This window comes from Variovorax sp. EL159, from assembly GCF_900100965.1.
Taxonomy (GTDB): domain Bacteria; phylum Pseudomonadota; class Gammaproteobacteria; order Burkholderiales; family Burkholderiaceae_C; genus Variovorax.
Genome location: NZ_FMUJ01000001.1, coordinates 256,397 through 282,900, shown reverse-complemented (window position 1 = coordinate 282,900; position 26,504 = coordinate 256,397). Strand labels below are relative to the sequence as shown.

The window sequence follows — 26,504 nt, the reverse complement described above, 5'->3', positions numbered from 1 at the left end:
GGTTACCAGGGCAGCGAATAGGTCTTGGTGTTGGTGAAGCTCTTCATCGCCTCGAGCACGCCTTCCTTGTAGCCCAGGCCCGAGTCCTTGATGCCGCCGAAGGGCGTGAGCTCCAGCCGGTAACCGGGCACCTCGCGCACGTTGACGCTGCCCACGTTCAGTTCGCGGATGAAGCGCGTGATGTAGTCCAGCCGGTTGGTGCAGACCGCCGACGAGAGGCCGTAGGCCGTGCCGTTGGAAATGCGGATCGCCTCGTCGATGTTCTTGAAGCGGATCACCGGCGACACGGGTCCGAAGGTCTCGTGCTTGGCCACCGTCATTTCCGGGCTCACGTGGTCGAGCACCGTCGGCGAGTAGAGCGCACCGCGGCGCTCGTTGCCGTAGCGCAGCTTCGCGCCGGCGGCAATGGCTTCATTGACCACGGCCTCGAATTGCTTGGCGGCGGCTTCGTCGATGACGGTGCCCATGTCGGTGTCGGGGTCCATCGGGTCGCCGTACTTCAGCGCGCGGGTCTTGGCGACCAGCAGCTCGACGAACTGGTCGGCCACCGACTCGTGCACCAGCATGCGTTTGACGGCTGTGCAGCGCTGGCCCGAGTTCTTGTACGAGCCGTTGGCCGCGAGCGTGGCCGCCTCCTCGACGTCGGCGTCTTCCATCACGATGATCGGATCGTTGCCGCCCAGCTCCAGGATCTGGCGCTTGTAGACCGCCTTGCCCGCGATGTACTTGCCGATGGGCACGCCGCCGGTGAAGGTGACGAGGTCGACGTCGGCGTTGGTGAGCAGCTCGTCGGCGATCTCCTTCGGGTCGCCGGTGAGCACCGACAGCATCTGCGGCGGCAGGCCCGCTTCGTACAGGATGTCGGCCAGCAGGAACGCCGTGAGCGGCGTCTTCTCGCTGGGCTTGAGCACGATGCGGTTGTTGGTGGCAATGGCCGGCGCCACCTTGTGGATCACCTGGTTCAGCGGATGGTTGAACGGCGTGATGGCGGTGATGGCGCCTTGCAGGGGCTCCCGCATCGTGTAGACCTTGCGGCTCTTGCCGTGGTGCGTGAGGTCGCACGAGAACACCTGGCCGTCGTCCACCAGCGCCTGGTTGGCGGCGAACAGCAGCACGTCGGACGCGCGGCCCACTTCGTACAGCGAGTCCTTGCGCGAGAGGCCCGACTCGAGCGTGATGGTGCGCGACATCTCGTCCAGGCGCGAGGCAATGATCTCGCCCGCGCGCATCAGGATCTTGTAGCGCTCGTAGCGGGTGAGCGTGGGCTTGTAGTCGCGCGCGATGCGCAGCGCATGGCGCACGTCGTCGAGCGTGGCCTTGGGCACGGTGGCGATCACTTCGCCGGTGTACGGATAGGTGACCTCGATCGTGCGGTCGCGATGAACGCGCTCACCGGCGATGCGCAGCGCCTCGCGGTGAACGATGCCTGGCTTCAGGATGGCTTGGCTCATGGGGTGCTCCAGAAGGCGTTGTCGCGGTTGTCGTTATTGAGCGTGGTTCAGTGCGATGTCCAGCGCATCGAAGTTGCGAAGGCGCCGGCTCGCGGCGATGCCCGTCACCGGACGGTTGCAGATGAGCGGCACGCGCTGCTCCGACACGCCGCCGTGCGAGCGCAGCGGCACTTCGAGCGCCGACAGGTCGTGGCGGCTCGCCGCGGTGCCGATCACGGTGTTGCGCTCGCTCACCACCACGATGTCGCCGATGCGGTCGGGCGGCAGCTCGAAGCGCTGCGCGGCGTCCTTGCGCGAGAGCACGAGCTCCATGCCCGGCACCTGCTTGATGCGCTCGATCCAGCCGGGAACGCTGGCCTCGTCGGGCGCATAGACGGTGGCGAACGAGCCGAGCGCACCGTGGTGCACCACGTACGGGTCGGTGATCGGCAGGATCACGCGGGCCGTGCCGGCGCCGTACCAGCCGTCGAGCACGTCCTGCAGGTAGATGACGTTGGGCGAGCCGTCGGCGCCGTGCTTGTCGTTCATGCCGTGGTCGGCGGTGACCACGATGGTGGCGCCCAGCGCGTCGAGCTGCGCGAGGTAGCCGTCCATCATGGCGTAGAAGGCATTGGCCGCGGGGCTGCCCGGCGCGGCCTTGTGCTGCACGTAGTCGGTGGTCGAGAGGTACATCAGGTCGGGGCGGCGCGACTCCATCAGCTTCACGCCCGACGCGAACACGAACTCCGACAGCTCCGCGCTGTAGACCGAGGGCACGGGCATGCCGACCATGCCGAGCACGTCGTCGATGCCGTTCTCTTCCACCGTCACCTGGTCCGACTTCTCCGACGAGAAGCAGATGCCCTTCATGCGATGGCCCAGGAGCTTGCGCAGCTTGTCCTTGGCCGTGACCACCGCCACCTTGGCGCCCGCATCGGCGAACGCCGCCAGCACAGTGCCGGTGCGCAGGTACTTGGGGTCGTTCATCATCACTTCCTGCCCCAGCTCGCGGTCGAAGAAGTAGTTGCCGCAGATGCCGTGCACCGCGGGCGGCACGCCGGTCACGATCGACAGGTTGTTCGGGTTGGTGAACGAAGGCACCACGCAATCGCCCAGCAGGTTGGCGCCCGACCTGATCATGCGATCGAAGTACGGAGCGACGCCGGCCGCAATGGCCGCATCCAGGTAGGCCGGCTCGCTGCCGTCCACGCACACGACCACGACGGGGCGCGCCATCCAGCGATAGCTCCTGGCATTGACTTCGAGTGTCTCCGGTGTCATTTCAGACTTCCTTTTGGGGTGGGTTGTTCGATGCCACGGCCGCGTCGGAATCGGCGCGGCCGAAGGCCTTGTGCATGCGTGCGCGGCTGCCGGCCACGTGCTCGCGCAGCGCGCGCCCCGCCGTCTCGGGGTTGCCGCTGGCAATCGCGTCGACGATGTGGCTGTGCTCGTCGGCCGAGACCTTGAGGCCCCCGCCGCTGTCGAGCGCGCGCATTCTGAAAAGGTGCAGCTCCTTGACCAGGCGCTTGTAGGTTTCGGTGAGCTTCTTGCTGCCGGCGGTGTCGAGCAGGATCTCGTGGAACTGCAGGTTGAGCTGCGCGTATTGCTCCACGTCCTGCGCCTGGGCGGCCGAACGCATCGCGTCGACCATGGCGCGCAGCCGCTCGATCGCGTCGGGCGCAATGGCCAGCGCCACGCGGCGGCCGATGATTTCTTCGAGCGCCTCGCGCAGTTCGTAGATTTCGTCGGCTTCCTCGAAAGCGATTTCGCGCACGAAGACGCCGCGGTTCTTTTCGTTGCGCACGAGGCCAGCTTCTTCCAGCGCCCGCAGCGCTTCCCGGATGGGGCCGCGGCTGGTGTTGAAGCGCTGCGAGAGCTCGCTCTCGTTGATGCGGCTACCGACGGGAAGCTCGCCCGTCATGATCAAACGCTCGATTTCTTCCTGCATCAGCATCGGCAACGAGCTGGACTGGAGGAATGCGAGGGCGGCGGAGTGATTGCTGGTGACCATGGGGCGTATTTTCCCGAAGAATTGAAAACTGTCAACAATCTTTTATTGACAGTCATCAATCGTCAATCTACATTTCGCTCGCCGGAGCTTGGCACGCCAGCAGCCGGAGCCCGCCACTCACCTCTTCCAGTGACAGCCAGCCCTCTCAGGAGAAACAGATGACGATGAAACAAAGCACGCGCCGTCTCACGGCGGTTCTGTGTGCGGCGACGCTCGGCCTTGCGGCCAGCGGCGCCGCATGGGCGCAAAAGACCTCGCTCCTGGTCTACACGGCGCTCGAAACCGATGCCATGAAGCTCTACAAGGACGCCTTCGAGAAAGCCAACCCGGACATCGAGGTGAAGTGGGTGCGCGACTCCACCGGCATCGTCACCGCCAAGCTGCTGGCCGAGAAAGCCAATCCGCAGGCCGACGTGGTGGCCGGCCTGGCCGCCAGCAGCCTCGCCCTGCTGGGACAGGAAGGCATGCTGCTGCCCTACGAGCCCAAGGGCTTCAAGGAACTGAACCCCGCGTACTCCGACGCCGCACGCCCGCCGGCCTGGGTCGGCATGGACGTCTGGGCCGCGACCATCTGCTTCAACCGCGTCGAGGCGCAGAAGCTCGGCCTTCCAAAGCCCGAGACCTGGAAAGACCTGGCCAAGCCCGTCTACAAGGGAACGATCTCGATGCCGCACCCGGCCTCCAGCGGCACCGGTTATCTCGACGTGTCCTCGTGGCTGCAGAACATGGGCGACGCCGAAGGCTGGAAGTACATGGACGCGCTGCACCAGAACATCGCGCAGTACGTGCACTCGGGCTCCAAGCCCTGCAAGCAGGCCGGCGCGGGCGAGTTCCCCATCGGCATTTCCTTCGAGTTCCGCGCGCACCAGGTCAAGAAGTCGGGCGCACCGGTCGACCTGATCTTCCCGAAGGAAGGCCTGGGCTGGGACATCGAAGCCACCAGCCTCATGAAGACCAGCACGAAGCTGCCGCAAGCCAAGCGCTTCGCCGACTGGATGGCCAGCAAGGAGGCCAACCAGATCACCTCCACCTGGTGGGCCGTGGTGGCCTACCCCGGCGTGGCCTCGAAGCTGGAAGGCATTCCGGACAACTACGAAAAGCTGCTGGCCAGGAACGACATCAACTGGGCCGCGAAGAACCGCGAACGCATCCTGGCGGAGTGGAGCAAGCGCTACGAAGGCAAGGCTGAACCCAAGTAAGCCCCGCGGCATTCCCGACTTTCAATCCGCGGGCGCCGCCGCAGTGGTGACGCCCGCCAACGACGAGTGCGAAAAATGGATATGACCGACACCAAGTTCATTGCCACCCCGGTGCCTGCGAGCGCGCCCGCCGCGCTCGAGATCGTCGGCGTGCGCAAGGACTTCGAATCCTTCAGCGCGTTGCGCGACGTGCACCTGCGCGTGAATCCGGGCGAGATGCTGTGCTTTCTCGGCCCCTCGGGCTGCGGCAAGACCACGCTGCTGCGCATCATCGCGGGACTGGAAACGCAGACCTCCGGGCAGATCCTGCAGAACGGCAAGGACGTCTCGTGGCTCTCGCCGGACAAGCGCGACTACGGCATCGTGTTCCAGTCGTATGCGCTCTTTCCCAATCTCTCGATTGCCGACAACATCGGCTACGGCCTGGTCAACAGCCGCACCCGGCGCGGCGACATCAAGGCACGCGTCGAAGAGTTGCTGAAGCTCGTCGGCCTGCCCACCTCGGGCAACAAGTACCCGAGCCAGCTCTCCGGTGGGCAGCAACAGCGCGTGGCGCTGGCGCGCGCCCTTGCCACGCGCCCCGGCCTCCTGCTGCTCGACGAGCCGCTGTCTGCGCTCGATGCGCTGGAGCGCATCCGCCTGCGCGGTGAAATCCGCCGGCTGCAAAGGCAGGTCGGCATCACGACCATCATGGTCACGCACGACCAGGAAGAAGCGCTGTCGATGGCCGACCGCATCGTGGTCATGAACCACGGCGTGATCGAGCAGGTCGGCACGCCGATGGAAGTCTATGAACAGCCGGCCACGCCCTTCGTGGCCGATTTCGTGGGCAAGGTCAACGTGCTGCGCTCGGTGGCGCTGGGCAACCACCGCTTCCAGGTCGGCGACATGGAACTGCAGTGCGACGCCTGCGACGGCGCCTTCGAACCCGGCGAGGCCGTCAACCTCTACCTGCGCCCCGAAGACCGCGCGGTCGAGCACCTGGCCGACGACACGGCCAACCGCCTGCGGGCGCGGGTCAGCAAGGTCGAATTTCTCGGCGGCCTGTGCATTGCGGAAGTCACGGCCGATGCGCTGCATGGGCAGACGCTGGGCCTGCACTTTTCGCTCAACCAGTTGCACGACCTGGACATCCGCGAAGGCAACACCATCGACATCGCGCTGCGCGCGAACCGCATCCGCGCCTTCTCCGCCCGCACGCCGAAGCCATGAACACGCTCGCCCGTCCTCGCACCGCGTTCGCCGCCTTCAGCGCGCGCCCCGTCATGCGCTGGAGCCGCGACGAAACCATCGCCCGCGCCATCCTGCTCGTGGTGATGGCGATGCTGTTCGTGTTCCTGATCGCGCCGCTGCTGACCATCCTGGCGCACGCGGTGCAGGACCGGGAAGGCCGCTTCGTCGGCCTGACCCATTTCATCACCTACTTCCAGACACCCAGCCTGCTGCGCGCGGCGTGGAACTCGATCTGGGTGTCTGCGGCGGTGGTGATGATCTCGGTGCCCACGGCCTTCGTCTTCGCCTATGCGCTCACGCGCAGTTGCATGCCGACGCCGCTCAAGGCGGTGTTTCGCCTCGTCGCGCTGATTCCGCTGCTGGCGCCCTCGCTGCTGTCGGCCATTTCGTTCGTGCAGTGGTTCGGCAACCAGGGGGCGCTCAAGTTCCTCCTGGGCGGCGTGTCGATCTACGGTGCGCCGGGGATCATCATGGCGGAGGTCTACAACACCTTTCCGCATGCGCTGATGATCCTGATCACCGCCCTGTCGCTGGCCGACGGACGGCTGTACGAGGCCGCCACCGCGCTGCGCACCCGGCCCTTGCGGCAGTTCATGACCATCACGCTGCCGTCGTGCAAGTACGGCCTGATCAGCGCGGCCACCGTGGTCTTCACCTACGTGGTGAGCGACTTCGGCGCACCCAAGGTGATCGGCGGCAACTTCAACGTGCTGTCGGTCGATGTCTTCAAGCAGGTGGTGGGACAGCACAACTTCTCGATCGGCGCGGTGGTAGGCATGCTGCTGCTGATTCCGTCGATCATTTCCTTCGTCATCGACTACGTGGTGCGGCGCAAGCTGAAGGCGCAGCTCACGGCCCGCTCGGTGCCCTACAGCCCCAAGCGCCGCAAGCTCGCCGATCTGCTGCTGATGCTGTTCTGTACGGTGGTGTGCGGCCTGCTGCTGGCCACCATCGGCATGGCGATCTACACCTCGCTGATCTCGCTGTGGCCCTATGACCTTTCGCTCACGCTCAAGCACTATCACTTCGTGCTGGTCGAAAGCGACATGGCCGCGGCCTACGGCAACAGCCTGATCGTCGCCATGGCCACCGCCGTGGCCGGCTCGCTCATCGTGTTCGTGGGCGCCTACCTGATCGAGAAGACGCGCAACCTCGGCCTGATGCGCCGCGGCATGCACCTGATGGCGGTGCTGTCGATGGCGGTGCCGGGGCTGGTGCTCGGGCTGGGCTACGTGATGTTCTTCAACCATCCGGCCAACCCGCTGAACTTTCTCTACCAGACGATGGCGATCCTGATCATCTCGATGGTGGTGCACTACTACACGTCGAGCCATCTCACGGCCGTCACCGCGCTCAAGCAGATCGACAACGAGTTCGAGGCCGTGTCGGCCTCGCTCAAGGTGCCGTTCTTCAAGACCTTCCTGCGCGTGACGGTACCGGTGTGCCTGCCGGCCATCCTGGACATCGGGCGCTACTTCTTCGTGGTGTCGATGGCCAGCCTGTCGTGCGCCATCTTTCTCTACACGCCCGAGACCATCCTGGCCTCGGTCGCGATCATGCATCTGGACGACGCCGGCGACATCGGCCCGGCCGCGGCGCTGGCCAGCCTGATCGTCGTGACCTCGACCCTCGTGTGCATCGCCTATTCGCTGCTCACGCGCGTGCTGCTGTCGCGCACGCAGGCCTGGCGCAACCTGAGCCGCGGCTGAACACGCATCGCACCTCTCTCATTTCCTTTCCCCGCCTGGAGACATCATGAGTCAAACGCCCCACCCCAGCTACCCTATCCTGCTCACGCCCGGCCCCCTGACCACCTCGGACCGCACACGCCAAGCGATGCTGCGCGACTGGGGTTCATGGGACGCGGACTTCAACCAGATCACCGCACGCATCCGCAAGGAAGTGTTGAACATCGTGCACGGCACGGGCACGCACGAATGCGTTCCGCTGCAGGGCAGCGGCACCTTCTCGGTGGAAGCGGCCATCGGCACCGTCGTTCCGCGCAACGGCCATGTGCTGGTGCCGAGCAACGGCGCTTACTGCCAGCGCCTCGCGAAGATCTGCAAGGTGCTGGGCCGCAGGCTGACCACCATCGACTACACCGAAGAAAAGCAGGTGTCACCGGCCGACGTCGACCGCGCATTGGCTGCGGACCCGAGCATCACCCATGTCGCGGTGGTGCATTGCGAAACCGGCGCCGGCGTGCTCAACCCGCTGCACGAGATCGCGCTGGTGGTTACAAAGCATGGCCGTGGCCTGATCATCGACGCCATGAGTTCCTTCGGCGCGCTGGAGATCGATGCGCGCAGGACACCCTTCGACGCGGTCGTCGCTGCTTCGGGCAAGTGCCTCGAAGGCGTACCGGGCATGGGCTTCGTGGTCATCAAGCGCAGCACGCTCGAGAAATGCGAAGGCAACTGCCACTCGCTAAGCATGGACCTGTACGACCAGTGGGTGTACATGGAAAAGACCACGCAATGGCGCTTCACGCCGCCCACGCATGTGGTCGCGGCACTCGACACCGCCATTGCGCAGTACGTCGAGGAAGGCGGCCTGAAGGCACGCGGCGCACGCTATGCGCGCAACTGCAAGGGACTCATCGACGGGCTGGCTGCACTGGGCTTCAGGAGCTTTCTCGACCCGGCCATCCAGGCGCCGATCATCATCACCTTCCACGCGCCGGACGACGCCAACTACAACTTCAAGACCTTCTATCAAGAGGTCAAGAAGCGCGGCTACATCCTCTACCCCGGCAAGCTCACCCAGGTGGAGACCTTCCGCGTCGGCTGCATGGGGCACTTCGGCGAGGCGGGCATTCCTGGCGCGGTCGCGGCGATTGCGGACACGCTGAAAGCCATGGGGATCCGGCAGGTGTCGGCGACCGCCACAGCCTGAGCGGCGCGCACGGACGGACGGCCCCTACAACGCGCAGGTCCGGAAGCCGAAGAAGCCGTCGTCGCGCTCTGGCAGCGCGAAGCTGCGGCGCTTGAGCGAACGCAGGCGCGCACGCGTCGCGAACGAGGCACCGCGCAGCACGCGCGCACGGCCGAAGGCGGCCTCGGGGTCGAACTCGCCGCCGGCGCTCCACGGGTCGGCGCGATAGCCGGGCCATGGCTGCAGCGTGCCCGCCGTCCATTCGTGCACGTCGGCCCAGCGAAAGCCGCGCCGCGCGGCCACATGCGCCGCGATTTCCCATTCGACCTCGGTCGCAACGCGTCGCCCCGCCCAGCGGGCCCAGGCATCGGCCTCCCACCAGCTCAGGTGCACGGCGCTGTGGTGCCCCGCCGCGCGCACCGTCGCACCGAAGCGCTGCTGCAGCACCGAGCCGCCCGTGCCGTTGCGCGCCACGCCGATCTGCTCGACATGGCGCGGCCCGCGCCGTCCCTCGACCTGCGCGGCCAGCCAGCGCCAGCCCTCGGCGTGCCACAGCTCCTCGCGGTCGTAGCCGCCGTCGTCGACGAACTCGATGTACTGGTTCCAGGTGACGGGTTGCGCATCGATCTCGAACTCGGGCACGTCGACCCGGTGCGCACTGCGCTCCTGCGCAAAGGCGAAGCCGCTCTCGGACGACCCCAGCTCCCAGCGCGTGGCCGGCAGCAACAGCGGCGGGTGCGTGACGGCAATGGGCGCCTGCTCGATGCCCAGGGGCAGCCCCAGCGTCTGCGCCATCACAACGAACTGCTCGCCGCGCAGGTCTTCATGGAACAGCGCGAGGCGATAGAAGTACAGCCCCGCATCGGTCTCGGCCGCATGCTCCAGCAGCTCGAGCGTGCTCTCCAGCGTTTCGAGCAGGTAGGCGCGGGTCTGGCCAAGGTCGGGCAGGTCCGCGGGCCAGCGGCGATGGCTGGGTGCGTGCGGCATCGGGCTCCACCAGTCGTCGGCGCCGGGCTCGATCGCCGCGAGCCGCGTGGGTCGCACCGGGCAGTCGGGGCCAAAGGCGCGCTGCGTGTTGCGGCCGATCCACCACTCGGCAAACCAGCCGATGTGGCCAGCCAGCCAGGCCGCCGGCACCACGCCTTCTTCTTCCGGCGCGGGTGGCCGCACGAGCGCATCGGCGCCCATGGCTTCTTCATAGAGCGACAGCAGGTGCAGCGTCTGGTTGCGCGCGTCGATCAGTGCCAGCGACAGCAGCTCGCGGCCGGCACGGCACATGTCCGTCGAGTCGATCGAATGGGGCAGGCCCTGGGCTCCGGAAGGGGTCGAGGAAGGCGGCAGGCGCGAAGACATCGCCGATTATGAGGACCGCCCAAGGGCCTCGAAACATGCCCCGGATTCCGGGTAAACCCGCCCAGTGAAACGGCGCAATACAAAGGTATGCGCGGGTAACATTCCGGGCTTTTGCGCAGCCCCCACAACGGGCCCGCGTTTTTTCTGGGCTTCGTGGGAGACACCCCTTGTCTGCATTCCTCAAATTCGCGACCGGCATGGACTGGGTCAGCGAAAAACTCGGCAAGATCGCCGGCTACGCCGTACTGGGTGCCTCGCTGATCTCCGCCGGCAATGCCCTCATCCGCTATGGCCTCGACTTCAGCAAGAACTCGTGGCTCGAGATCCAGTGGTACCTGTTCGCCGCCACCGTGATGCTCGGCGCGCCCGTGGTGCTTCGCTTCAACGAGCATGTGCGCGTGGACATCATCTACGGCAAGCTCAAGGGCTACGGGCCGGTGTACGTCGACTTGTTCGGGCTCATCTTCTTCCTGCTGCCGGTGATGGCTCTCTTCACGTACCTCACATGGCCCTTCTTCTGGAACATGTGGGTCACCGGCGAGATGTCGGGCAACATCGGCGGCCTGATCCGCTGGCCCGCCGCGCTGCTGATGCCCGTGGGCTTCGCGGCGATGTTCCTGCAGGGCGTTTCGGAAATCATCAAGCGCATTGCCTACCTGCGCGGCCTGATCCAGATGGACACGCACTACGAGAAGCCGGTGCAGTGACGGGCGCCCCTTGCGCGCCCCTCCTTCGCACTCTTTCAGGCCCCGCCCTTTCTCGCACCGCAGGTAAGTAGCAATGCACATGGAAAACTTTGCCCCGATCATGTTCGCGGGGCTCATCGTGATCATGCTGATCGGGTTCCCGGTCGCGTTTTCGCTTTCGGCCCTGGGCCTGATCTGCGGCTTCTTCGCCATCGAGATGGGCTGGTTCCCGGCCGGCTTCATGGCCAACCTGCCGCTCAACGTGTTCGGCATTCTGTCGAACGAGACGCTGCTCGCCATTCCGTTCTTCACCCTGATGGGAGCCGTACTGGAGAAGTGCGGCTTGGCGGAGGACATGCTCGACTCCATGGGCCAGCTCTTCGGCCCGGTGCGCGGCGGCCTGGGCTACTCGGTGATCATCGTGGGCTTCATCCTCGGCGCCATCACCGGCACGGTGGCCGGCCAGGTGATCGCGATGGCGATGATCTCGCTGCCGATCATGATGCGCTACGGCTACGACATGCGCTACTCGACCGGCGTGCTCGCCGCCTCGGGCACGATCACGCAGCTGGTGCCGCCCTCGCTGGTGCTCATCGTCATGGCCGACCAGCTCGGTACCGACGTCGGCCAGATGTACAAGGGCGCCTGGGGTCCGTCGATCCTGCAGGTGATCATCTTCGCGATCTACACCTTCCTGGTGGGCCGGCTGCGCCCGCACTACGTGCCGGGCCTGCCCGTCACCGCACGCACGCTGAACGGCTGGGCACTGTGGGGCAAGTGCCTGCGCGGCATCATCCCCTCGGCCATCCTGATCTTCGCGGTGCTGGGCTCGATGGGCGGCCTGCCCTTCATGGACAACGCCATCGCCACGCCGACCGAAGCCGGCGCGATGGGCGCGGTGGGCTCGCTGATCCTGGCGCTCATCCATCGCCGCCTGAACTGGTCGCTGCTGAAGGGCGCGATGGAAGGCACGATGCGCCTGACGGCCATGGTGGTGTTCATCCTGATCGGCTCGCGCGTGTTCTCGCTGGTGTTCCAGGGCGTCGATGGCGCCAAGTGGATCGAGCACATGCTGTCGGGCCTGCCGGGCGGGCAGGTCGGCTTCCTGATCGCGGTCAACATCTTCGTCTTCTTCCTCGCGTTCTTCCTCGACTTCTTCGAGATCGCGTTCATCATCCTGCCGCTGCTGGGGCCCGTCGCGCACAAGCTGGGCATCGACATGGTGTGGTTCGGCGTGCTGCTGTGCGTGAACATGCAGACCTCGTTCATGCACCCGCCCTTCGGCTTTGCGCTGTTCTATTTGCGGGGCATCGCAGACACCCTCTTCAAGAACGGGGCGTTGCCCAAGAAGGTGGAGTCGCGCGACATCTACCTGGGCGCCATCCCGTGGGTGGCGATGCAGCTGCTGCTAGTGGCCATCGTGATCTTCTTCCCGCAGACGGTGACCGTGTTCCTCGAGAAGGAAAAGGTCGTCGACATCGACAAGGTCAACCTCGACATGCCGGCCGACGCCGAGCCGCCACCCGCGCCCGACAGCAACGGCGTGAACATGGAAGACCCGTTCGGCAACGGCAAGAAGGATGAAACGGCCGCACCGGCCGAAGCACCGCCGGCGTCCAGCGAGGCCGCCAAGCCGTGAGCGACCACGGCCCAGGCACTGCGCAAGAACAACAAGACAACGACAACAACATCGACGGCCCTCGCACCCCGCCCCTCGAAAGCGCGGCCTTCCCGCCGCTCTTGCGCACCCTGGCGGTGGTGCTCGTGGTGGACATCTTCGCCTTCGCGCTCTGGAGCCTGCCTTCGCTGCGCACCACCACCTGGTCGACCAGCGCCCTGGTGGTGTTCGGCATCGCGGCCCTGTGCGTGGTGTGGGTGGGCTACTGGATCGTGTACAGCCGCACCCGCCTCGAAGGCGACGTGCTGACGCAGACCTGGCTCTGGGACAAGCGTGTGAGCGCGCAGGACGTGGCGCAGCTCAAGCTGGTGCACATCCGCATGCTCGAACGCCTGATCGCACCGCGGCTGCTGGTGCGGCGGCGCTACGGCGGCATGACGTGGTTCCACGCGGCCGACGCTAGCGTGCTCGTGGCCTTCGGCGAGCAGGTGGCGAAGCGCTCGATTCCGCAGAAGCCGGACAACGGCGAGCCCTGAGCGAGGCGCCTCGGGGCGCTTTCATCTTCTATCGCTGGAGCAGGTGCTCGAGCGATTCGCGGATGGCGCGCGGCTTGTCGATGCCATCGCCATCGGCCGGACAACTTGCCGCCTGCACCCGCTCCACGCCCTTCGGCCCGACCTGGGCATGAAGCCGTTCGCAATCGCAGCGCAGCCGGCCTTTCAACGCTCGGGTGTGTGCATTGCGCACCTCGGCCACCCAGCACGAATCGCCGCAGCCGCACGAACGGTATTCGAGCACCTCGCCGCGCGTGTTCCATGGCAGCGTGTAGCTGCCCATGCCGGCCGCGGCCTGCGCGCCCGAGGTGAACGCCATCGCGAGAAGCGCCATCGCAAGGGACGACATTCGAAGCATGCGAAGAAGACCTGGAAGATGGAGAAAGAGACGCACGATAACCGCAGCGAACGGGCGAAAAAAAGCCCCGCCTGGATCGGCAGGGCTTCTTGCTCGAGACAAGGCGCCACGATGGCGCCTGCCTTTTCTTCTTACAGCTTCTGCTGCTGCATGAAGCGGTCGAACGTGCCTTCGGTGTAGCGGAACCAGGCGTTCTGGTCGGCCAGGAATTTCGACCAGTCGCCGTAGATCTTCTTCCACTCGGGGTTGCTGTTGTTCAGGTCCGAGTAGATCTGCTGGGCCGACTTGAAGGCGGCGTTCATCACGTCCTGCGAGAACGGGCGCAGCTTGGTGCCCGAGCCCACGAGCTGCTTGAGCGCGACCGGGTTCTTGGCGTCGTACTTGGCGGTCATGGTGATGTTGGCGTGCGCGGCGGCCGCCTCGACGATGGCCTTGTACTCGCCCGACAGGCCTTCCCAGGCCTTGGTGTTGATGTAGAAGTCGAGCTCGGGGCCGCCTTCCCACCAGCCGGGGTAGTAGTAGAACGGGGCGATCTTGTTGAAGCCCAGCTTCTGGTCGTCGTACGGGCCGACCCATTCCAGGCCGTCGAGCGTGCCCTTTTCGAGCGCCGGGTACAGGTCGGCACCAGGGATCGATTGCGGGATCACGCCGAAGGGTTCGAGCACCTTGCCGGCGAACGGGTTGGTGCGGAACTTCAGGCCCTTCAGGTCGGCGACCGACTTGATTTCCTTGCGGAACCAGCCGCCCATCTGCGCGCCCGTGTTGCCGCCCGGCAGATTGATGATGTTGTACTTGGCATAGAACGCGCGCATCAGCTTCAGGCCGTTGCCTTCGTACATCCATGCGTTCTGCTGGCGGGTGTTCATGCCGAAGGGCACCGCGCAGCCCAGGCAGAAGGTCGGGTCCTTGCCGTAGAAGTAGTACGGCGCCGTGTGGGCCATCTCGACCGATGCGTTCTGCACGCCGTCCACCACGCCGAACGCGGGCATCAGCTCGCCACCGGCATGCACGGAGATCTGGAACTTGCCGCCCGTCATGTCGCTGACGCTCTTGGCGAACACCTCGGCGGTGCCGAAGATGGTGTCCAGCGACTTGGGAAAACTCGACGCCAGGCGCCAGCGAACGGTTGCCTGCGCATGAACCGCGGGTGCGATGCCGGCAGCCAGAACGCCGGCGATGCCGGCGTTTTTGATGAGGGAACGACGATCCATTGATAGCTCTCCGAGTTCTTTGAATAAAACAAAACGCGGCTTGTGGCCGCGTTGGGGACTTTGGTGTAAGCCGGGGCGATTGTAAAAACGCGCTTACAGGTGCCCGGCGGGGGTTTACCCTGCGGCATTCGGGCGGGACGCATGCGATGCGGAAGGTGTTGCAGGCGAGGCATAAAATGTTACTTCGCCTTCATCACTCAAAACCACCGAGGCATCCAACAGATGATCCGCTCCATTCCCTTCAAACCCGCTCTCTTCGCACTCGTTGCCGCCACCGCATTCGGTAGCGCGCAGGCCGCCGACATCAAGATCGGCGTGGCCGCTGCCCTGTCGGGCGGCGCTGCCCAATATGGCTCCGCCATCCGCAACGGCTTCCAACTGGCAGCCGACGAGATCAACGCCGCCGGCGGCATCAACGGCGACAAGATCGTGCTGGCCATCGAGGACGAGCAGGGCAAGAAGGAAGACGCCATCAACGTCTTCAAGAAACTGATCTTCCAGGACAAGGTCCTGATGACCTTCGGCCCCACGCTGTCGAACTCGGCACAGGCTGCAGACCCGATCGCCCAGGCCGCCAAGACCGTGGCCTTCGGCACCTCGAACACGGCCGACGGCATCACCTCGATCGGCGACTACATCTTCCGCAACTCGGTGACCGAAGCCGACGTGCTGCCCGAAACGCTGCGCGTGGCCATCAAGCACGCCAACGTGAAGAAGGTCGCCGTGCTGTACGGCAACGACGACGTGTTCACCAAGAGCGGCTACGACAACTTCAAGAAGGCCCTCGAAGACCTGAAGCTGCCCGTGACCACCACCGAGACCTTCGCCAAGGGCGACGTGGACTTCAAGGCCCAGCTGACCAAGATCAAGGCCACCAACCCCGACGCCATCGTGCTGTCCGCACTGCTGGCCGAAGGCGCACCGGTGATGGTGCAGGCCCGCCAGCTCGGCCTGAACGTGCCGATCATCGGCGGCAACGGCATGAACTCCACGAAGATCTTCGAGTTGGCCAAGGGCAGCTCGGACAACCTCTACGTCGGCAGCCCCTGGTCGGCCAGCAACGCCACGCCCGAGAACACCAAGTTCCAGAAGGCCTACAACGACAAGTTCAAGATCGCGCCCGACCAGTTCGCGGCACAGGCCTACGACGGCCTGTACGTGGTCGCGCAGGCGCTCAAGGGCGTGAAGCTGACGGGCAACCTGGCATCGGACCGCAGCGCGCTGCGCGATGCCCTGCCCAACGTGAAGTGGACCGGTGCCACCGGCGCCTTCACCTTCGCGCGCGCCAAGGACAAGGCCGGCAAGCCCGCCGGCTACGACGCCCAGCAGCAGGCCATCGTGAGCGTCACGAAGGGCACTGCGTTCGTGATCGAGAAGTAAGCACCGCCGTGGCGGGACCGCGTCGCGCGGCCCGCCGGTGCCCTTCGCATGGCGCAGGCCTCCTGCGCCGTTTTCTTTTTTGATTTGCCGCAACGCCCTCTACGGTTGCGGCCTGACGGAAGCCCATCGTGCTCGATCAGCAGCTTGTCAACGCCTTGTCGCTGGGGTGCGTCTACGCACTCTTCGCGCTCGGCTTCACACTCATCTTCGGCGTGCTCGGCGTCATCAACCTGTCGCATGGCGCGGTCTTCATGGTCGGCGCCTATTCGGCGGCCGAGTTCATGCGCGTGCTGCACCTGCCCCTGTGGGTCGGCCTGCCCTTCGCGTTCGCCTTCTGCGGCGTGCTCGGCCTGCTGATCGACGTGCTGGTGCTCAAGCCGCTGCGCAAACGCAACGCGCCCCACCTGATTCCGATGATCGCCACCATCGGCGTGGCCATCATCCTGAACAACGGCATCCAGGGCATCTTCGGCGCGGAGAACCTGCGCTTTCCGGCCGGCACCATTCCCGACGACGCACTGGTGATCGCGGGCATCCACGTCACCGTGCTCGAACTGGGCATCGTGCTGGCGTCGTTCCTGCTCATGGGCCTGCTGATGCTGTCGCTGCAGCGCACGCAACTGGGCCGCGCGCTGCGCGCCATTGCCGAGTCGCCCAAGGCGGCGTACCTCGTCGGCGTGAACGTCGAGGGCCTGTTCTACCTGACCTCGTTCGTGGCCGCCGGCCTGGGCGGCGTGGCGGGCGTGCTGATCGGCCTGTATTCGAACGCCCTCTTCCCGCTGATGGGCCAGCCGATGCTCGAGAAGGGCATCGCGGTGATCATCCTGGGCGGCATGGGCGACATCCGCGGCGCGCTGCTCGGCGGCCTGTTCCTCGGCTTTGCCGAGGTGCTGTCGGTGGCGTACGTGGGCTCCAACATGCGCGACGCGGTGGCCTTTGGCCTGCTGTTCCTCGTGCTGCTGGTGCGCCCGAAGGGCCTGTTCGGCTCGCTGAAGGAGCGCAAGGTCTAAATGGAAGCCCTCGACAATTTCTGGTCGGTCTACAGCAACCTGGTGCTCTCGCTGGGCATCAATGGCCTGCTGGCACTCTCGATCTGGCTCACCCTCGCTTGCGGCATGCTGGCGCTGGCCAATGCCGCCTTCATGGGCATCGGCGCGTACACCGCGTCGATCCTCACGCTGAACTACGGCGCGCCGTTCCCGGTCGCCATTGCCGCCGGCATGGCCGCGCCGGCGCTGGTCGCCTTCATCATCGGGAAGCCGACGCTGCGGCTGTCGGGCGTGTACCTGGCGATGGCCACGCTGGCCTTCGGCGAGGTGGTGCGCATCGCCATCCTCAACGCCGAGTCGCTCACGGGCGGCGCGCTGGGCCTGAACGGCATTCCGCAATCGACCGAGTGGTGGCATGTGGCGCTGGCGCTGGTGCTCGTGCTGCTGGTGCTGTGGCGCATCCGCCGCTCCAAGGTGGGCCGCGCCTTCGAGGCCATCAAGGAAGACGAAACCGCCGCTGGCCTGATGGGCATCGACGTGGCGGGCCACAAGATGCTGGCCTTCGTGCTGGGAGGCGCCATCGCCGGCCTGGCGGGCACGCTCAATGCGCACCTGACCTTCTTCATCGGCCCGGCCGAGTACGGCTTCAACCGCGCGGTCGACATCCTGACGATGGCCATTCTTGGCGGTATCGGCAGCCTCACCGGCCCGGTGCTGGGCGGCACCATCCTCACGCTGCTGCCCGAGATGCTGCGTGGCCTGGGTGCCTTCCGCCTCGTGGTCAATGGCTTCATCCTCGTGCTGATCGTGCTGTTCCTGCCCAAGGGCATCTGGGACCCGGCGCGCATCCGCCAGTGGTTCGCACGCAAGGGGAGCGCGGCATGAGCGAAAACACGCTTCTCACACTCAAGAACGTGTCGCGCCACTTCGGTGGTCTCAAGGTCCTGCAGGACGTCAACCTCGACATTCCCAAGGGCGGCGTGTTCGGGCTCATCGGCCCCAACGGCGCCGGCAAGACGACGGTGTTCAACCTGATCACCGGCCTGTTGCCGACCACCAGCGGCACCATCCATTTCGAAGGCCAGGACCTGGCGGGCCGCAAGCCCTTCCAGATCACCCGTGGCGGCATTGCGCGCACCTTCCAGAACATCCGCATCTTCAAGGAGATGTCGCTGCTGGAGAACGTCACTGTCGGCATGGACGCCAAGCTGCGCTACGGCCCCCTCGGCCTGCTGGCCGGCTCGGGCCTGTTCCGCAGCGAGGAAAAGCGCGCGCGCGACCGTGCGCGCGAACTGCTCAGCTGGGTCAAGCTCGACCACAAGGCGAACGACGTGGCCGACAACCTCTCGTACGGCGACCAGCGCAAGCTGGAGCTGGCGCGCGCGCTGGCCACCGAGCCCACGCTGCTGCTGCTCGACGAGCCGGTCGCCGGCATGAACAGCACCGAGAAAAGCGAGCTGATGGTCGAGATCGAGAACATCGCGGCGCGCGGCTACACCGTGTTCATGATCGAGCACGACATGCGCTTCGTGATGGGCCTGTGCCAGCAGATCGCGGTGCTCAACTTCGGCCGCATCATCGCGCGCGGCGGACCCGAGCAGATCCGCAACGACCCGCAGGTGATCGAGGCCTACCTCGGCCGCGAAGACGACGAAGCCACGAACGACCAGGAGGCCGCTGCATGAGCGCCGCGACGAGCAACCCCTTGCTGCAGGTGCAGGACCTGAAGGTGGACTTCGGGCACGTGCAGGCCGTGAAGGGCATCGACTTCGAGCTGCACGAAGGGCAGATCACCACGCTGGTCGGTGCCAATGGCGCGGGCAAGTCGACGACGCTGCTGGCGCTGTCGGGCCTGGTGAAGAAGGCCTCGGGTCGCGTGACTTTCGCGGGCCAGGACATCACGGAGCTGTCGCCGCACAAGATCGTGGCCGGCGGCGTGGTGCAGGTGGCCGAAGGCCGCGCCACGCTGACGACGCTGACGGTGCGCGAGAACCTCGAGCTGGGCGCCTACACGCGGCGCGACGGTGCGGCCGCGCGCGCGGCCGACCTGGAGCGCATCTACGCGCTGTTCCCGGTGCTGAAGGACCGGGCCGACGGCCTGGCCGGCAACCTCTCGGGCGGCGAGCAGCAGATGCTGGCGATCGGCCGGGCCCTGATGGCCAAGCCGCGCGTGCTGCTGCTGGACGAACCCTCGATGGGCCTGGCGCCGATCATCGTGCAGGACATCTTCCGCACGCTGCGCGAGATCAACAAGCAAGGTTTGACGATCTTCCTGGTGGAACAGAACGTGCGCCAGGCACTGAAGATTGCCGACCGGGCGTATGTGATCGAGACGGGATCGATCGTGTTGTCGGGCACCGGACGCGAGTTGCTGGGCAACCCGAAGGTGCAGGACGCGTACCTGGGCAGCTGATCCTGGCTTCCCTCCCTCCCCCGCTGGGGGAGGGTCGGGGTGGGGGCACTGCGGCCTTTGAACCGCGGCAGCGTCACAAGCGCCGCTTGCCCCCATCCCAGCCTTCCCCCAGCGGGGGAAGGAGCAATACCCCTGAACTCAGGCGCGGCCGAAGCGGTCGGCGATGGACTTCTCGATGCCCGCTGCGTCGAGCCCAATGCCCGCCAGCAGCTTCGCCGGATCGCCGTGTTCGATGAAGCGGTCGGGCAAGCCCAGCAGCAGCACCGGCTTCAGCAGATTCGCGGCCTGAAGCGCTTCGAGCACCGCACTGCCCGCACCGCCCATCGTGGCGCCCTCTTCGAGGGTGACGATGGCGTCGTGCGTGCGCGCGACCTGCAGCAGCAGATCGACATCGAGCGGCTTGGCCCAGCGCATGTTGACCACCGTGGCATCGAGCGACTCGGCCGCCGTGAGCGCCGGGTACAACAGCGTGCCAAAGGCCAGGATCGCGATGCGCTTGCCTTCGCGGCGCACTTCGCCCTTGCCGAAAGGCAGCGCGTCGAGCGTGAGGTTCGGCGTCACGCCGGCACCCGCGCCGCGCGGATAGCGCACCGCCACCGGATGGCTCTGCTCGTAGGCGCTGGTCAGCAATTGCCGGCACTCGCGCTCGTCGGCCGGGCAGGCGATGCTCATGTTCGGAATGCAGCGCAGGAACGGGATGTCGTACGCACCCGCGTGCGTGGCGCCGTCGGCACCCACGAGGCCCGCGCGGTCGAGCGCGAACACCACCGGCAGGTTCTGGATCGCCACGTCGTGGATCAACTGGTCGTAGGCGCGCTGCAGGAAGGTCGAGTAGATCGCCACCACCGGCTTCAGGCCTTCGCAGGCAAGGCCGGCCGCGAAGGTCACGGCGTGCTGCTCGGCGATGCCGACGTCGTAGTAACGGTCGGGGAAGCGCTGCTCGAACTCGACGAGCCCCGAGCCTTCGCGCATCGCGGGCGTGATGCCCACGAGCCGGCCGTCATGCGCGGCCGTGTCGCACAGCCAGTGGCTGAACACCTGCGTGAAGGTCTGCTTGGCCACCGCGGTGGACTTGACCAGCCCGACCTGCGGATCGAACTTGCCGGGGCCGTGGTAGGCCACCGGATCGGCCTCGGCCAGCTTGTAGCCCTGGCCTTTTTTGGTGACCACGTGCAGGAACTGCGGGCCGTCGAGGTGCTTGAGGTTTTCGAGCGTGGGCACCAGCGACTCGAGGTCGTGGCCGTCGATCGGGCCCACGTAGTTGAAGCCGAACTGCTCGAACAGCGTGGCCGGCACGACCATGCCCTTGGCATGCTGCTCGAAGCGCTTGGCCAGCTCGAACAGCGGCGGCGCGGCGCGCAGCACGCTCTTGCCGACGTTCTTGGCGGCGGCGTAGAAGTTGCCGCTCATCAGTTGCGCGAGGTAGCGGTTGAGCGCGCCCACGGGCGGGCTGATCGACATGTCGTTGTCGTTCAGGATCACCAGCAGCTTGCAGTCGCACACGCCCGCGTTGTTCAGCGCCTCGAAGGCCATGCCGGCCGTGAGCGCGCCGTCGCCGATGATGGCCACGGTGTGGCGGTCTTCGCCCTTCTGCTTGGCGGCCATGGCCATACCGAGCGCGGCCGAGATGCTGGTCGACGAATGGGCGGTGCCGAAGGTGTCGTACTCGCTCTCGGTGCGCTGCGGAAAGCCCGAGATGCCGCCGATCTGCCGCAGCGTGGGCATGCGCTCGCGCCGGCCCGTGAGGATCTTGTGCGGGTAGGTCTGGTGGCCCACGTCCCACACCAGCCGGTCGTGCGGGGTGTTGAACACGTGGTGCAGCGCGACCGTCAGCTCGACCGTGCCGAGGTTGGAGCTCAGGTGGCCGCCGGTGCGCGAGACGTTGTCGAGCACGCAGGCGCGCACTTCATCGGACAGTTGCCGGAGCTGGGCCCGGTCGTACTTGCGGATCGGCGAGGGGTCGTGGAGTGTGGGAAGCAGCGGAGCCATGGGGAGGTTTTGTTCTTTTCTCAGCGGTCGCGGTCGACCACCATGTGGGCCAGGGCGCGCAATGCGGCGGTGTCGGCCAGGCCGCTGCGCGCCAGTGCGGCGAGCGCGTCGGCCAGCAACTGGCGCGCCTGCGCGCGCGCGCCGTCGAGGCCCAGCAGCGACACGTAGGTGGGCTTGTCGGCCGCGGCGTCCTTGCCGGCGGTCTTGCCCAGGGTCTGCGAATCGGCGGTGACGTCGAGGATGTCGTCGACCACCTGGAACGCCAGGCCGATGGCCGCGCCGTAGTCGCGCAGGGCCGCCAAGGCCGTCGGCGTGACGTGGCCGCAGGCGGCGCCCATCTCGACGCTGCCCTGCAGCAGCGCACCGGTCTTCAGGCGGTGCATTTCGCGCAGTTGCGCTTCGTTCAGGGCAATGCCGACGCTGGCCAGGTCGATCGCCTGGCCGCCGGCCATGCCCTGGCTGCCCGCGGCGCGGGCCAGCAGGCGGCACAGCATGGCTTGCGTGGAGGACGGCACTTCATCGCCCTCGGGCGTGAGCAGTTCGAAGGCCAGGGCCTGCAGCGCGTCGCCGGCCAGCAAGGCATCGGCTTCACCGAACTTCACGTGCACGGTGGGCTTGCCGCGCCGCAGCACGTCGTTGTCCATGCACGGCAGGTCGTCGTGCACCAGCGAATAGGCGTGGATCAGTTCGGTGGCGCAGGCGGCGCGCAGCGCGGCGGCCTTGTTGCCACCGACTGCCTCGCTGGCCGCGAGCACCAGCAGGGGCCGCAGGCGCTTGCCGCCGTCGAGCACGGCATAGCGCATGGCGTCGCCCAGCAGCACGGGGGCATCGACGCCGACCCAGCGCGACAGCGCGGCTTCGACGTTCGCCAGGTGCGGCTCGCTCCAGCCGGACAGGCGGGCGGCATCCCAATCGATGGCGGGCGTGGTGGTGGTCATGGCGACGGCGCTCATTCGGCGGTCCAGGTCTTCAGGCTGCCCGCATCGAGCACCTTGATCTGGTCTTCGACCGCCTGCAGCTTGTCGCGGCAAAAAGCCAGCAGCGCGGCGCCGCGCTGGTAGCTGCCGAGCAGTTGGTCGAGCGGCAACTGGCCCGATTCGAGCTCGGCAACCAGTTGTTCCAGTTCCTGGAGCCCGGCTTCGTAACTGGCGGGCAGCGGGCCTGTGTCGGGCGTTGCCGCCGGGCTGGACGTGGAAGGGGAAGGCACCTTGGGCATGCAACGAAACGTGGGTGAAACCGGGCATTTTAGGGCGGGGCCCGAAATGAACGGCGGCCGCCGCCGGGCCGCCCCGAGGCGGGCCGCGCCGCCCCCTCGGAGGGGGATGAATTACAGGCTTCGGAGCGGTCTGAAAAGCCAGGGGGGCAAAAAAAGTGCCCCCGGGTACAATGCGAACTTCTCTCGTTGGCGACACACCAACACCCCTCTCGGGCCGTCGACCCTTCCAGACGGCGCCTTCCGTTCTTTCTCTTTCTCTCCCTGTGGGGAGCTTGGTCAGGTCCTCCATGTCTGATTTAAGTCTTCAACTGCAGCAGGCCGCGAGCCAACTTCCAGTTTCAGCGTATTTCGACGAAGCGCTCTACGCGCGCGAAATGCAAAACCTTTTTGCGCGAGGGCCCCGCTATGTCGGCCATCGCCTCTCCGTGCCCGAGATGGGCAACTTCCACACCCTGCCGCAAGAACACCAGGGCCGCGCGCTGGTCCACACGCCCAAGGGCGTGGAGCTGATCTCGAACGTCTGCCGCCACCGCCAGGCGCTGATCCTGCAGGGCCGGGGCCAGCTCGACAACCAGACGGGCGGCAACATCGTCTGCCCGCTGCACCGCTGGACCTACGCCGCGAGCGACCCGCGCACCACCGGCACGCTGATCGGCGCCCCGCATTTCGACCAGGACCCCTGCCTCAACCTGCACAACTACCCGCTCACCGAGTGGAACGGTCTTCTGTTCGAGAAGAACGCCGACGGTTCGGGCCCCGACGTGGCGGCCGACATGGCCGGCCTTGGCCCGCAGGCCGACCTCGACTTCAGCGGCTACGCGCTCGACCGCGTCGAGCTGCACGAGTGCAACTACAACTGGAAGACCTTCATCGAGGTCTACCTCGAGGACTACCACGTGGGCCCGTTCCATCCGGGCCTGGGCAGCTTCGTCACCTGCGACGACCTGCGCTGGGAGTTCAAGCCCCGCTATTCGGTGCAGACGGTGGGCGTGGCCAACCGCCTGGGCCGCGCGGGCAGCCCGGTGTACCAGAAGTGGCAGGAGCAGTTGCTCAAGTACCGCGACGGCAAGCCGCCCAAGTACGGCGCCATCTGGCTGACCTACTACCCGCACGTGATGGTCGAGTGGTACCCGCACGTGCTCACGGTGTCGACGCTGCATCCGGTGAGCCCGACCAAGACACTCAACATGGTCGAGTTCTTCTACCCCGAGGAAATCGTCGCCTTCGAGCGCGAGTTCGTCGAGGCCCAGCAGGCCGCCTACATGGAAACCTGCGTGGAAGACGACGAGATCGCCGAGCGCATGGACGCCGGCCGCCGCGCGCTCATGCTGCGCGGCGACAACGAGACCGGCCCCTACCAGAGCCCGATGGAAGACGGCATGCAGCAGTTTCACGAGTGGTATCGCCAAGCCATGGAATGACCTGCGCACTTCGTGCCGCTTGCCGCTCCCACGCCTGCGCCCCGGCAAAGCCGGTTTCGCGGTGTTCCACGCAAAGTACCCTTCTTCCTTTTTGATCGCGTAGAAAAATAATGCAAGCGCTGTGGATGGTGCTCGGGGCTTTTCTGTTCGCCACCATGAGCGTGGTCGTCAAGATCGCTTCGGCGTGGTTCAACAGCGGCGAGATGGTGCTGGGGCGCGGCCTGATCGGCATCGTGTTCCTGTGGCTGCTGGCACGCAACCGCGGCGTGTCGCTCGCCACCCGGTACCCCGGCATGCACGCATGGCGCAGCACCATCGGCGTGGTGTCGCTCGGTGCATGGTTCTACGCGATCGCCCACATGCCGCTGGCCACCGCCGTCACGCTCAACTACATGAGCAGCGTGTGGGTCGCGGCCTTCCTCATCGGCGGCACGCTGCTGGCCTGGGTGCCGGTGCCCGGCCGCGACGGCCGCGTGCAGCGCCCGCCGCTGCAAGGCGCGCTGGCGCTGACCGTGCTCGCGGGCTTCGTGGGCGTGGTGCTGATGCTCAAGCCCACCGTCAACGGCAACGAAGGCTTCGCGGGCATGCTGGGCCTGCTGTCGGGCCTGACGGCCGCCTTCGCCTACATGCAGGTGGTGGCGCTGTCGCGCATCGGCGAGCCCGAGTTGCGCACGGTGTTCTATTTCGCGGTCGGCTCGGCCGTGGCCGGTGCGTTCGCCACCGCCGCCACCGGCTTTTCGGGCGGCAGTTCGTGGACCTGGCAGCATGCGTTGTGGCTGCTGCCGATCGGCCTGCTGGCCGCTCTCGGACAGCTTTGCATGACGCGCGCCTACGCCACCGCCAAGACCCAGGCCGGCACACTGGTGGTGGCCAACCTGCAATATTCGGGCATTGTCTTTGCGGCCTTCTACAGCGTGGTGCTGTTCGACGACCGCATCGACGCCGCGGGCTGGGGCGGCATGGCGCTCATCATCGCGAGCGGCATCGCGGCCACCGTGCTGCGGCAGCGGGCGGTGCCCAAGGCGCCGGCCGAGGAACACTGAAACACACGCAACAACGTCATTTCGAAGGAGCACACGCCATGTACACCACCCTCATCTCCGTCGAACAACTCCAGCAGCTGCAGCAAGGCGACACGCCCTTCATGGTGTTCGACTGCAGCTTCGAACTCATGAAGCCCGAAGCCGGCCCGCAGCACTATGCCGCCGCGCACATCCCGGGCGCGCTCTACGCCAACCTGGACACCGACCTCAGCGCCAAGCATGGCGCACCCGGCGCCCATGGCGAGGTCGTGGTGGCGCAAGACGACGGCCCGCCCGCCTCGGGCGGGCGCCACCCGCTGCCCAGCTGCGAAAAGTTCGCGACGTGGCTCTCCAGCATCGGCTTTGCCAACGACATGCAGGCCGTGGTGTACGACCGCAACGGCGCCAACTACTGCGGGCGCCTGTGGTGGATGCTCAAGTGGATGGGCCACGACGCAGTGGCCGTGCTCGACGGCGGCCTGCAGGCCTGGCAGGCCGCGGGCGGCGAAGTCACCAACCGCGAAGAGCCCGCGCGCTTCCAGTCGAACTTCGTGCCGGGCGAGCCGATCGCGAAGCTCGTCACCACCGACACCGTGCTGCGCCGGCTCGGCCAGCCTGACCAGAACCTGATCGACGCGCGCGCCGGTGCCCGTTACCGTGGCGAGGTGGAACCTCTGGACCCGATTGCCGGTCACATCCCCGGGGCTCTGAACCGGCCCTTCGCCGACAACCTCGGCCCCGACGGCAAATTCAAGCCGGCATCGCAATTGCATGCCGAGTTCGAGTCGCTGCTCGCGGGACGCGATCCGGCGACCGTCGTCCACCAATGCGGCAGCGGCGTCAGCGCCGTGCCCAACCTGCTTGCGATGCAGATCGCCGGCTTCGGGACGACCGCGCTCTATGCCGGCAGCTGGAGCGAATGGAGCAACACGCCGGGGCTGCCGACCCGGCAAGGCGCTGAACCATGACATTGACCCGACGACTCCGACGCACTTGCGGTCTTGCAAGCGTTGCCGCGCTCCTTGCGGCCACCCCGTTCCTCGCGGCGCAGGCACAGCAGCAGCACGCACACGTGCACGGCCAGCTCAAGCTCGACGTGGCCGTCGATGGCCCCACCGTGGTGATCGACATGGAATCCCCGCTCGACAACATCGTCGGCTTCGAGCGCGCCCCCAAGACCGATGCCGAAAAGAAGACCGTCGAGGAAGCCGTGGCCCAGCTGCGCGCGGCCGACAAGCTCTTCGTCATCGACCCGGCCGCCAACTGCAAGCTCGGCCCCGTCGACCTGCGCTCCGGCGCGCTCGGCCTGGGCAACCCCGATCCGAACGAGCCCGTGGGCCACGCCGACCTCGACGCCACCTTCTCCTTCAACTGCACCAACGCGGCCGCCGCGAAGTTCATCGACGTGAACCTGTTCGGCGTGTTCAAGGGGCTGCGCCAGATCGATTCGCAGATCGCCTCCGCACAAGGCCAGTTCAAGCGCCAGCTCAAGCGCCCGAGCGGCGCGGCGGCCGCCCAGCCGGTTCGCCTGGGCTGGGGCAAGTGAC

General features: G+C 66.5%; 25 protein-coding genes. 16 read left to right on the top strand and 9 right to left on the bottom strand.

Annotated elements, in window-relative coordinates; genetic code table 11:
• Nucleotides 1–2: 2 nt before the first annotated feature.
• The 3 genes from phnY to BLQ28_RS01295 are packed head-to-tail and all read right to left on the bottom strand — an operon-like array spanning nucleotide 3 to nucleotide 3,441.
• Entirely contained in the window at nucleotides 3–1,451 is a 1,449-nt protein-coding gene (gene phnY / locus BLQ28_RS01305) for a phosphonoacetaldehyde dehydrogenase (RefSeq protein ID WP_093236759.1), read from the bottom strand.
• A 33-nt stretch (nucleotides 1,452–1,484) separates the two neighbouring features.
• On the bottom strand, nucleotides 1,485–2,711 hold the full coding sequence (phnA, locus tag BLQ28_RS01300; RefSeq protein WP_093236758.1) for a phosphonoacetate hydrolase: 1,227 nt from the start codon (nucleotides 2,709–2,711) through the stop codon (nucleotides 1,485–1,487).
• A 1-nt stretch (nucleotide 2,712) separates the two neighbouring features.
• Nucleotides 2,713–3,441 (bottom strand): phosphonate utilization associated transcriptional regulator, encoded by a 729-nt coding sequence (locus BLQ28_RS01295; RefSeq protein WP_093236757.1) that lies wholly within the window; start codon nucleotides 3,439–3,441, stop codon nucleotides 2,713–2,715.
• Nucleotides 3,442–3,599: 158 nt separating this feature from the next.
• Here BLQ28_RS01295 and BLQ28_RS01290 point away from each other — a divergent pair, with 158 nt between their 5' ends.
• The 4 genes from BLQ28_RS01290 to BLQ28_RS01275 all read left to right on the top strand — a co-directional run bounded on the left by BLQ28_RS01290 (nucleotide 3,600) and on the right by BLQ28_RS01275 (nucleotide 8,768).
• Nucleotides 3,600–4,640, top strand: coding sequence for a putative 2-aminoethylphosphonate ABC transporter substrate-binding protein (locus tag BLQ28_RS01290; protein WP_093236756.1), 1,041 nt, complete (start codon nucleotides 3,600–3,602; stop codon nucleotides 4,638–4,640).
• 75 nt (nucleotides 4,641–4,715) lie between these two features.
• Nucleotides 4,716–5,852, top strand: a complete 1,137-nt coding sequence (locus BLQ28_RS01285; protein WP_093236755.1) for a putative 2-aminoethylphosphonate ABC transporter ATP-binding protein — start codon at nucleotides 4,716–4,718, stop codon at nucleotides 5,850–5,852.
• Nucleotides 5,849–7,582 (top strand): putative 2-aminoethylphosphonate ABC transporter permease subunit, encoded by a 1,734-nt coding sequence (locus BLQ28_RS01280; RefSeq protein WP_093236754.1) that lies wholly within the window; start codon nucleotides 5,849–5,851, stop codon nucleotides 7,580–7,582. The genes BLQ28_RS01285 and BLQ28_RS01280 overlap by 4 nt, the downstream gene beginning before the upstream one ends.
• A gap of 46 nt (nucleotides 7,583–7,628) precedes the next feature.
• Nucleotides 7,629–8,768: a 2-aminoethylphosphonate--pyruvate transaminase gene (locus BLQ28_RS01275; protein ID WP_093236753.1), complete on the top strand. Its 1,140-nt coding sequence runs from the start codon at nucleotides 7,629–7,631 to the stop codon at nucleotides 8,766–8,768.
• Nucleotides 8,769–8,792: 24 nt separating this feature from the next.
• On the opposite strand, the gene BLQ28_RS01270 is transcribed toward BLQ28_RS01275, so the two are convergent.
• Entirely contained in the window at nucleotides 8,793–10,100 is a 1,308-nt protein-coding gene (locus tag BLQ28_RS01270; RefSeq protein WP_093236752.1) for an SUMF1/EgtB/PvdO family nonheme iron enzyme, read from the bottom strand.
• Nucleotides 10,101–10,267: 167 nt separating this feature from the next.
• On the opposite strand from BLQ28_RS01270, the gene BLQ28_RS01265 reads away from it, so the two are divergent.
• The 3 genes from BLQ28_RS01265 to BLQ28_RS01255 all read left to right on the top strand — a co-directional run bounded on the left by BLQ28_RS01265 (nucleotide 10,268) and on the right by BLQ28_RS01255 (nucleotide 12,940).
• A complete protein-coding gene (locus tag BLQ28_RS01265) occupies nucleotides 10,268–10,807 on the top strand; it encodes a TRAP transporter small permease subunit (protein WP_093236751.1) in 540 nt (179 codons plus the stop codon).
• A 73-nt stretch (nucleotides 10,808–10,880) separates the two neighbouring features.
• A complete protein-coding gene (locus tag BLQ28_RS01260; RefSeq protein WP_093236750.1) occupies nucleotides 10,881–12,425 on the top strand; it encodes a TRAP transporter large permease in 1,545 nt (514 codons plus the stop codon).
• Nucleotides 12,422–12,940 carry a hypothetical protein gene (locus BLQ28_RS01255; protein ID WP_093236749.1) on the top strand — a complete coding sequence of 173 codons (519 nt, stop codon included), beginning with the start codon at nucleotides 12,422–12,424 and terminating at the stop codon, nucleotides 12,938–12,940. The genes BLQ28_RS01260 and BLQ28_RS01255 overlap by 4 nt, the downstream gene beginning before the upstream one ends.
• A 28-nt stretch (nucleotides 12,941–12,968) precedes the next feature.
• Here BLQ28_RS01255 and BLQ28_RS01250 read toward each other — a convergent pair whose 3' ends face one another.
• Nucleotides 12,969–13,307 carry a hypothetical protein gene (locus tag BLQ28_RS01250; protein ID WP_256327134.1) on the bottom strand — a complete coding sequence of 113 codons (339 nt, stop codon included), beginning with the start codon at nucleotides 13,305–13,307 and terminating at the stop codon, nucleotides 12,969–12,971.
• A gap of 140 nt (nucleotides 13,308–13,447) precedes the next feature.
• Complete coding sequence (locus BLQ28_RS01245) at nucleotides 13,448–14,527, bottom strand: TRAP transporter substrate-binding protein (RefSeq protein WP_093236747.1); 1,080 nt, start codon at nucleotides 14,525–14,527, stop codon at nucleotides 13,448–13,450.
• A 222-nt stretch (nucleotides 14,528–14,749) separates the two neighbouring features.
• Here BLQ28_RS01245 and BLQ28_RS01240 point away from each other — a divergent pair, with 222 nt between their 5' ends.
• The 5 genes from BLQ28_RS01240 (at nucleotide 14,750) to BLQ28_RS01220 (ending at nucleotide 19,309) form a co-directional block, all read left to right on the top strand.
• Complete coding sequence (locus tag BLQ28_RS01240; protein ID WP_176800979.1) at nucleotides 14,750–15,907, top strand: ABC transporter substrate-binding protein; 1,158 nt, start codon at nucleotides 14,750–14,752, stop codon at nucleotides 15,905–15,907.
• Between the two features lie 128 nt (nucleotides 15,908–16,035).
• Nucleotides 16,036–16,917, top strand: a complete 882-nt coding sequence (locus tag BLQ28_RS01235; protein WP_093236746.1) for a branched-chain amino acid ABC transporter permease — start codon at nucleotides 16,036–16,038, stop codon at nucleotides 16,915–16,917.
• On the top strand, nucleotides 16,918–17,781 hold the full coding sequence (locus tag BLQ28_RS01230) for a branched-chain amino acid ABC transporter permease (RefSeq protein ID WP_093236745.1): 864 nt from the start codon (nucleotides 16,918–16,920) through the stop codon (nucleotides 17,779–17,781).
• A complete protein-coding gene (locus BLQ28_RS01225; RefSeq protein WP_093236744.1) occupies nucleotides 17,778–18,581 on the top strand; it encodes an ABC transporter ATP-binding protein in 804 nt (267 codons plus the stop codon). Before BLQ28_RS01230 ends, BLQ28_RS01225 begins: the two co-directional genes overlap by 4 nt.
• Nucleotides 18,578–19,309: an ABC transporter ATP-binding protein gene (locus BLQ28_RS01220; RefSeq protein ID WP_093236743.1), complete on the top strand. Its 732-nt coding sequence runs from the start codon at nucleotides 18,578–18,580 to the stop codon at nucleotides 19,307–19,309. Before BLQ28_RS01225 ends, BLQ28_RS01220 begins: the two co-directional genes overlap by 4 nt.
• A 138-nt stretch (nucleotides 19,310–19,447) precedes the next feature.
• Here BLQ28_RS01220 and dxs read toward each other — a convergent pair whose 3' ends face one another.
• Genes dxs through xseB form a run of 3 tightly spaced genes read right to left on the bottom strand, consistent with a single transcriptional unit; the run spans nucleotide 19,448 to nucleotide 22,514 of the window.
• Nucleotides 19,448–21,298, bottom strand: a complete 1,851-nt coding sequence (dxs, locus tag BLQ28_RS01215; protein ID WP_093236742.1) for a 1-deoxy-D-xylulose-5-phosphate synthase — start codon at nucleotides 21,296–21,298, stop codon at nucleotides 19,448–19,450.
• Between the two features lie 20 nt (nucleotides 21,299–21,318).
• On the bottom strand, nucleotides 21,319–22,251 hold the full coding sequence (locus BLQ28_RS01210) for a polyprenyl synthetase family protein (RefSeq protein WP_093236741.1): 933 nt from the start codon (nucleotides 22,249–22,251) through the stop codon (nucleotides 21,319–21,321).
• A complete protein-coding gene (gene xseB / locus BLQ28_RS01205; protein WP_093236740.1) occupies nucleotides 22,248–22,514 on the bottom strand; it encodes an exodeoxyribonuclease VII small subunit in 267 nt (88 codons plus the stop codon). The genes BLQ28_RS01210 and xseB overlap by 4 nt, the downstream gene beginning before the upstream one ends.
• A 287-nt stretch (nucleotides 22,515–22,801) precedes the next feature.
• Here xseB and BLQ28_RS01200 point away from each other — a divergent pair, with 287 nt between their 5' ends.
• From BLQ28_RS01200 to BLQ28_RS01185, 4 genes are all read left to right on the top strand, one after another.
• On the top strand, nucleotides 22,802–23,935 hold the full coding sequence (locus BLQ28_RS01200; protein WP_093236739.1) for an aromatic ring-hydroxylating oxygenase subunit alpha: 1,134 nt from the start codon (nucleotides 22,802–22,804) through the stop codon (nucleotides 23,933–23,935).
• 110 nt (nucleotides 23,936–24,045) lie between these two features.
• Nucleotides 24,046–24,978, top strand: coding sequence for a DMT family transporter (locus BLQ28_RS01195; protein ID WP_256327133.1), 933 nt, complete (start codon nucleotides 24,046–24,048; stop codon nucleotides 24,976–24,978).
• Between the two features lie 38 nt (nucleotides 24,979–25,016).
• Nucleotides 25,017–25,925 carry a sulfurtransferase gene (locus BLQ28_RS01190; protein ID WP_093236738.1) on the top strand — a complete coding sequence of 303 codons (909 nt, stop codon included), beginning with the start codon at nucleotides 25,017–25,019 and terminating at the stop codon, nucleotides 25,923–25,925.
• Nucleotides 25,922–26,503, top strand: coding sequence for a DUF2796 domain-containing protein (locus BLQ28_RS01185; protein WP_093236737.1), 582 nt, complete (start codon nucleotides 25,922–25,924; stop codon nucleotides 26,501–26,503). The genes BLQ28_RS01190 and BLQ28_RS01185 overlap by 4 nt, the downstream gene beginning before the upstream one ends.
• Nucleotide 26,504 lies beyond the last annotated feature (1 nt).